Here is a 6,057-nt window from a genome sequence, read left to right on the forward strand (position 1 = left end):
AATGACGATTAACGTGAAAAAACGCCTTTCTGTCTCTCTTTTTTTTACCCTCATGTCTACCTTTCTGAGCAGTTATGAAGTAATGGCTCAGACTATGCCGCTCATTCTGGCTAAAGATGATTTTTCTCTGCAGTTAAACGACCAGATTGTGGCACTGGGTGAGAGATGGACTCCTGAGGTTGCGCGTAAAATTGCAGTTTCTGTGGAAGGTAGTTTTGTCGGTGAAGTTCCTTTTGACGGAACGAACTATAAATTCTACCAGCATCAGAAGACTGGGTTAAGAATATTCAGTTCCAATCTCTGGTGGGATAAAACCGAGCGAAGTGTTGACGATTATATTGTGGCGCAGATTACGTTAACTGCTCCGGATGGCAAAACAGTTCGCGGGATCCATATTGGTTCAACAATAAATGAACTTAATAAAGCTTACGGCAGTGGTCAGGTCGAAAATGATTCCGGGGAGCAGTGGGTTTCCTATGAATTGGGAAAGAAATTGCTCTCTTTTGAGCTTAAAGACAGTAAGGTTGTAAAAATAACAATGAATTACGAAAATGGTACTTCAGAGTGATTTATGACCAAAAAGTATCTGGCAGTCGTTTTGTTCACGGCGTTATTGACAGGCGTCGTTGAAACCACAACGGCGCTTGAATTATCGCAATATAATAAGCTCGATACGGTCAGTCACATCGTTAACGACAGCGAAGTGACAGACAATCTCAGGAAAACGCTGGGAAATCATTACCAGACCTTATTGATAACTTTGATGTCTTCGGTGAACCGCATACCACCACAGGTGGTGGGTTGTTTGTTGAAGGCTGGTTAAAAGATCTCTTTCAGGAGAATGCATCCGCGCTGGTCATCAATCCTGACGGCAAAATCTTTGCAGCCTGGGTGGTTCCGACGTCGGACGTTATTCATTACCAGTCATCTGATAATAGCCCGGTTATTCATGCCGATATTCAGCAGTGGGCAGCCAGATTTAATGCGATGCATTTTGCAACGTTCGGCCAATCAAAACTCGTATTTGACGGGGAGTGGGCTGGCGAATACAAGAACGACTCGACGTTAACCCTGCGGTTAGCTGAATCAGACAACCGAATCATCGGCTCTTATTGCTATATCTCCCAGAGAGGAAACCGCATAGATTGCCCGGAAGATGATGAGCAAAATCTTAGCGGTACGATCGCTGGCAATCGTGCCAGCGTTGAGTTCAACTCATCATTTGGCGGCGTAGGTGGACGGGCTGTTCTGGAAATAAAGGGGCGTGAAATGGAATGGCGTTTAGTTACTCCTCCTCAAAAAGGAAATTACTATGCCCCGCTGCGGTATACATTACGTAAAGCCGCTTCGGTTCAAAACGCGGAAACCAGAAAACTGGACACCGATAAATTCACTATTTCGCTGATAAACAAATGCGGCCATTTTGAGAGCAAATGTGACGAGATGGTTTATCTCGGCGTGCGCAAAAGCGATAACAGTACGATCTCCTTAAGGGGTAAAACGTTACACGACTCCGCAGGTAAAATAATCGGCTCAACGTACAAGAATGGCGAGATCGCTTATACCGTGACGTATGCACCTGTGAAATTGGTTGTCAGCAAAGGCAGTCATGTTTTAGTCGAACAGTCAGGCCAGTGGCTTAAATAAAACAGCCAGCCAAAAGGCCAGCATGGATTGGCCTCTTTTGTTTCTCTCAATATTAATCATCCCGAGTTCACTTATGAAATACACCCTCCAGGAAGGTTCATTTTCCCTTTTTCCTGCTGCCTGGCAGGATAACAGCATGAACATCATTCGCGATGACGAAAGCGGGCTGTCCGTGGTGGTCAGCCGCGGCGTTATCCCGGACGGCAGCGACTACGAACAAGAGTTTCACCGCCAGTGGGACGTGCTGCGTCCTCAGATGGGTGAGATTGCCCAGAGCGAATTCCGGAGCGTAAAAGCCGGGCCTGATGGAAAAATTAGCGGACTGGAAGTCGAGACCACCTTTGACCGCAACGGGCAGCGTCTGTGGCAAAAACAGCTGGCCGTGCAGACGCCGGGCAAACCGGTATTGATGATTTTTACCCTCTCAGCGCTCAGAGCATTCACTGAAGAGGACGAGGTGCGCTGGAGCGCGCTTAAGCAGAGTCTGACGCTAAACGACAACCGGAATGTGTAAGGCATGAGCGATAACAACGCGGCCCGTAAGGGCGACGAGATTATTCACTCCAGCATTTTTGCTGACATCACCAGCATTGTGGCGGAAGGTGCCGCCTATGCGGTGATCGGTGCGGCGGTAGGCGCAGCAGCAACCGTAGCGGCGCCATTGCTGGGGGCGGGGGCAGCAGCTGCAGGCGTGGCAGCAATTGGATCCAGTTGTCTGTTAAGCGGCATCATTGGCGGCGTGCTGGCGAACGTGGCGGGGATCACAGACGATATCAGCAATGCCGCGGAAGGGTTAGGTAATGCGCTTTTCCCGCCGTCGCCTGCGGGCAAAATCACCACCGGTTCGAACAACGTTCTGACCAACGCAATCCCTGCCGCGCGCGCGGCAGGCACGCTCACGCCCGCCGATACCCCGCCCCCTGAGCCGCAGTCGCCGGGCAGCTTTGCCGATTACGCGGGCATGCTGCTTTCCGCCGCCGGACAGTTTGGCAGCGAAATGTGGCAGCCGAGCGTGGCCTCTGCCGCTGCGGGAACCTCGCCGCTGGAAGAAGACAAGGTGGCGTGTGAAAAACACTCCGGGCCGCAGTATCTGGCGGAAGGCTCCAAAAGCGTCTTCATCAACGGCCAGCCTGCGGTGCGCGCGAAAGATCGCACCACCTGCGAAGGCACCGTTTCCGACGATGTCTCTCCTAACGTGATCATCGGCGGGGACACGCTCACGGTCCGCGATATCAAAAGCGGTAAAACGCCGGGTCTCGCGCTGGGGATGATTGCGCTCTCCCTGCTGCGCGGGCGTCCGGGCAAGATCCTGAAAAACATGCCCTGTGCGCTGGCGGCGGCAGGCGGTGGGATGCTGGCGGATATGGCGGTGAATGCCGTGTTTGGCTCCTCGCACCCGGTTCATGCTGCCACCGGCGTGAAGGTGCTGAATGACGACGACGAGCTCGACTTCTCGCTGCCGGGGCGCTTCCCGCTGCGCTGGCAGCGCAGCTATAACAGCCTGACCACCCGCGAAGGGCTGTTCGGTCTGGGCTGGGCTACAACTTTTGACAGCTATCTGACGCTGGAAGATAACAATGCGACCTGGTTCGATGAAACCGGGCGCGAGCTGAGCTTCGAGCTGCCGCCTGTCGACCGCGCGTTTTACAGCATCAGCGAAGGCATCATTATCCGCCGCAATGAGAGCGGCGACGTGGCGATTGCCGACGATGACGGCGCGGTGTGGCGTCTGTACAAACCGACCCGCGCGAATCCTTCTATCCTGCGTCTGGCCTCCCTCAGCGATGAATACGGCAACGCGCTGCTGACGGCGTGGGACGAGCACGGCAGGCTGGTTGGTCTTCACGACGAGCCGCGGGCGATAGACGTCACCCTGCGCTATGAGGATGAACGTTTCCCGCAGCGGGTTACCGCAGCTAGCCATTTCGACGGCAACCAAACCTGGCCGCTGATGCAGTGGGGCTACGATGCGCGCGGCCAGCTGGCGAGCGCGACGGACGCCTCCGGCGTGGTGACGCGTGAATACCGTTACAACGACCACGGCCTGATGGTCTGGCACCGCTTGCCGGGGGGGCTGGAGAGCGAATACCGCTGGAAACAATTCGATCACTGGCGCGTGGTGGAAAACCGCACCAGCACCGGCGATGGCTGCCGCTTTAGCTACGATTTAGACGCGGGGTTGACGACCGTCGAGCACTACGACGGCCAGACGCGACGCCACTACTGGAACGCGCAGAATCTGATTGTGTGTTACGTCGACGAGCGCGGTGAAAACTGGCGCTACGAGTGGGACGATAACGAGCTTCTGACGCGTCGCATCGATCCGCTCGGCAACGCCGTCACCTTCGTCTACGACGAGATGGGCAACCGGGTGCAGGAAATCGATGCCGACGGCAATACCCGCACCACCACCTGGCTTGAGCACCGCGCACTCCCCTCGTCAATCATTGAAGCAGACGGCAGCGCGACCCGGTTCTGGTACGACGAACACCACGGACTGAAGCGTGTGCTGGATCCGATGGGGCAGACGACGCAGCTGCGCCGGGACGAGTTCGGCCAGGTCGTTGAAGAGGTCGATGCCGCCGGCAACAGCCGCTATCAGGAGTACAACGAGGCCGGGCAGATTGTCCGTTCGACGGACTGTTCCGGGCGTATTACCCGCTATCGCTATCACCCGCTGGGCTGGCTGGTGGCAGAGATTAGCGCCGACGGTGAAGAGACGCGCTACCGCTACGACGCCGCAGGGCGCCCGGTGCAGCTCGACCGTCCGGAAGGCTGGACGGAGTCGCTTAAATGGAACGAACGTGGCCTGCCGGTGAGGCACGCGGGCGCCGACGGGAAAGAGAGTGAGTTCAGATACGATGAGGCGGGGCGCTTAACCGCCACCCGTAATACGCAGGGTGAAGAGGTCCGTCGCCGCTGGGACAGCCGCGGGCGTCTGATTGCCCTGGAAAACGAGAACGGCGAAGCGTACCAGTTCCGCTGGGGCGCTGACTCGCTGCTGCTGGAAGAGGTAGGGCTTGATGGCGTGGCCTCGCAGTATCGCTATGATGCCTGCGGACGCACGATAGCGCGCACGTTTGCCGCCGGCCATCCGGAGGCTATCACCCACGCCTTCGCCTGGAGCGCGAGCGGTCAGCTGGTCGCCCGCACCACGCCAGAAGGGCAGACCCGCTACCACTACACGCCGTCCGGGCTGTTAAGCCGGATTGGGCTGCATCCTGCGCTTTCAGTCGACGCGTGGACCACCGAGGCAGAGCAGGAGCTTGCCTTTGAGTACGACGCGCTTGGTCGCGTCACGCGCGAAGCGGGCGAGCACGGCGAACTGGCGTGGGAGTATGACGCGCTGGGCAACCGCACCTCCGTCACGCTGCCCGATGGCCGCGAGCTGAAACAGTTCTACTACGGCAGCGGGCATCTGCTCAGCATTGCCCTCGATAAGCTGTCGGTCTCCGACTTTACCCGCGACGAGCTTCACCGTGAAACCAGCCGCACGCAGGGGCTGCTGACCACCCGCAGCGAATACGATCGTCTTGGCCGACTGCATCGCCGGGACGTCTTTACCGGCAATGCCCAGCGCCCGTCGCCGCGCCGCTGGTCCCGCCGCTGGGATTACGACTATCGCAATAACCTGGTGAGGGAAGAGCGGGACGATAACCCGTTCAGCTGGTACCGCTGGCAGTACGACAGCGCCGGGCGTCTGCTCGTTCAGGACGGTACGCTACCCGGCCAGGAGCAGTGGCGCTGGGATGCGGCGGGTAACCCGCTCGAAGGAACTGCTGAGAAGGTCACGCACAACCGCCTGACGCAGCTGAACGGTATTCGCTGGCGCTATGACATCCACGGCCGCACCGTGGAGAAAGATAACGGACAGACCCGCTGGCACTACCGCTACGACGGTGAGCACCGCCTGACGGAGGTGATCAGCCAGCCGCGGGACCGCAACAGGCCGCAGACGCAGGTCAGCTTCCGCTACGATCCGCTCGGGCGACGCATCAGCAAAACGCGCCGCCAGATGCTGGGCGGACAGCCAACCGGCAAGCCGGTCACCACCCGATTTGTCTGGGAAGGGTTGCGGCTGTTGCAGGAGGTGCACGGGGACGTGCCGCTGACCTACGTCTACAGCGATCAGGACAGCTACGATCCGCTGGCGCGCATAGACGGCGTTGATGCCCCGGAGATCTTCTGGTTCCACTGCCAGCCCAACGGCACGCCGGAGCGGATGACGGATATCGAAGGGCAGGTGCGCTGGGAAGGCGTGAACAGCGCCTGGGGCAAGCTGCTGCGGGAAAGCGAGACGCAGGTATCAGGATATTCTCAGAACCTGCGGATGCAGGGGCAATACCTGGACCGTGAGACAGGGCTGCACTACAATCTGTTCCGGTATTACGACCCGGACTGCGGACGGTT

Annotated in this window: 5 protein-coding genes; all 5 read left to right on the forward strand. The window is 57.8% G+C overall.

Annotation, left to right across the window (positions count from 1 at the left end):
• Positions 1–13 precede the first annotated feature (13 nt).
• Entirely contained in the window at positions 14–568 is a 555-nt protein-coding gene (locus tag IM313_RS16775; RefSeq protein ID WP_074147927.1) for a hypothetical protein, read from the forward strand.
• A gap of 3 nt (positions 569–571) precedes the next feature.
• Complete coding sequence (locus tag IM313_RS22600; RefSeq protein ID WP_226837512.1) at positions 572–823, forward strand: hypothetical protein; 252 nt, start codon at positions 572–574, stop codon at positions 821–823.
• The gene (locus tag IM313_RS16780) at positions 802–1,647 is read left to right on the forward strand and encodes a hypothetical protein (RefSeq protein WP_226837514.1); all 846 of its coding nucleotides are present in this window, start codon (positions 802–804) and stop codon (positions 1,645–1,647) included. The genes IM313_RS22600 and IM313_RS16780 overlap by 22 nt, the downstream gene beginning before the upstream one ends.
• A gap of 73 nt (positions 1,648–1,720) precedes the next feature.
• Complete coding sequence (locus tag IM313_RS16785; protein ID WP_047366812.1) at positions 1,721–2,161, forward strand: DcrB-related protein; 441 nt, start codon at positions 1,721–1,723, stop codon at positions 2,159–2,161.
• Positions 2,162–2,164: 3 nt separating this feature from the next.
• A partial coding sequence (locus IM313_RS16790; RefSeq protein ID WP_193056101.1) for a DUF6531 domain-containing protein occupies positions 2,165–6,057 on the forward strand: 3,893 nt, incomplete at its 3' end.

The sequence above is a fragment of the Enterobacter cloacae complex sp. P2B genome (assembly GCF_014895985.1).
Taxonomy (GTDB): Bacteria; Pseudomonadota; Gammaproteobacteria; order Enterobacterales; family Enterobacteriaceae; genus Enterobacter; species Enterobacter bugandensis.

Excerpts from the sequence above, each read along its gene's own strand:
- IM313_RS16785 (WP_047366812.1), top strand. The coding sequence starts at position 1,721 with ATGAAATACACCCTCCAGGAAGGTTCATTTTCCCTTTTTCCTGCTGCC.
- IM313_RS22600 (WP_226837512.1), top strand. The coding sequence starts at position 572 with ATGACCAAAAAGTATCTGGCAGTCGTTTTGTTCACGGCGTTATTGACA.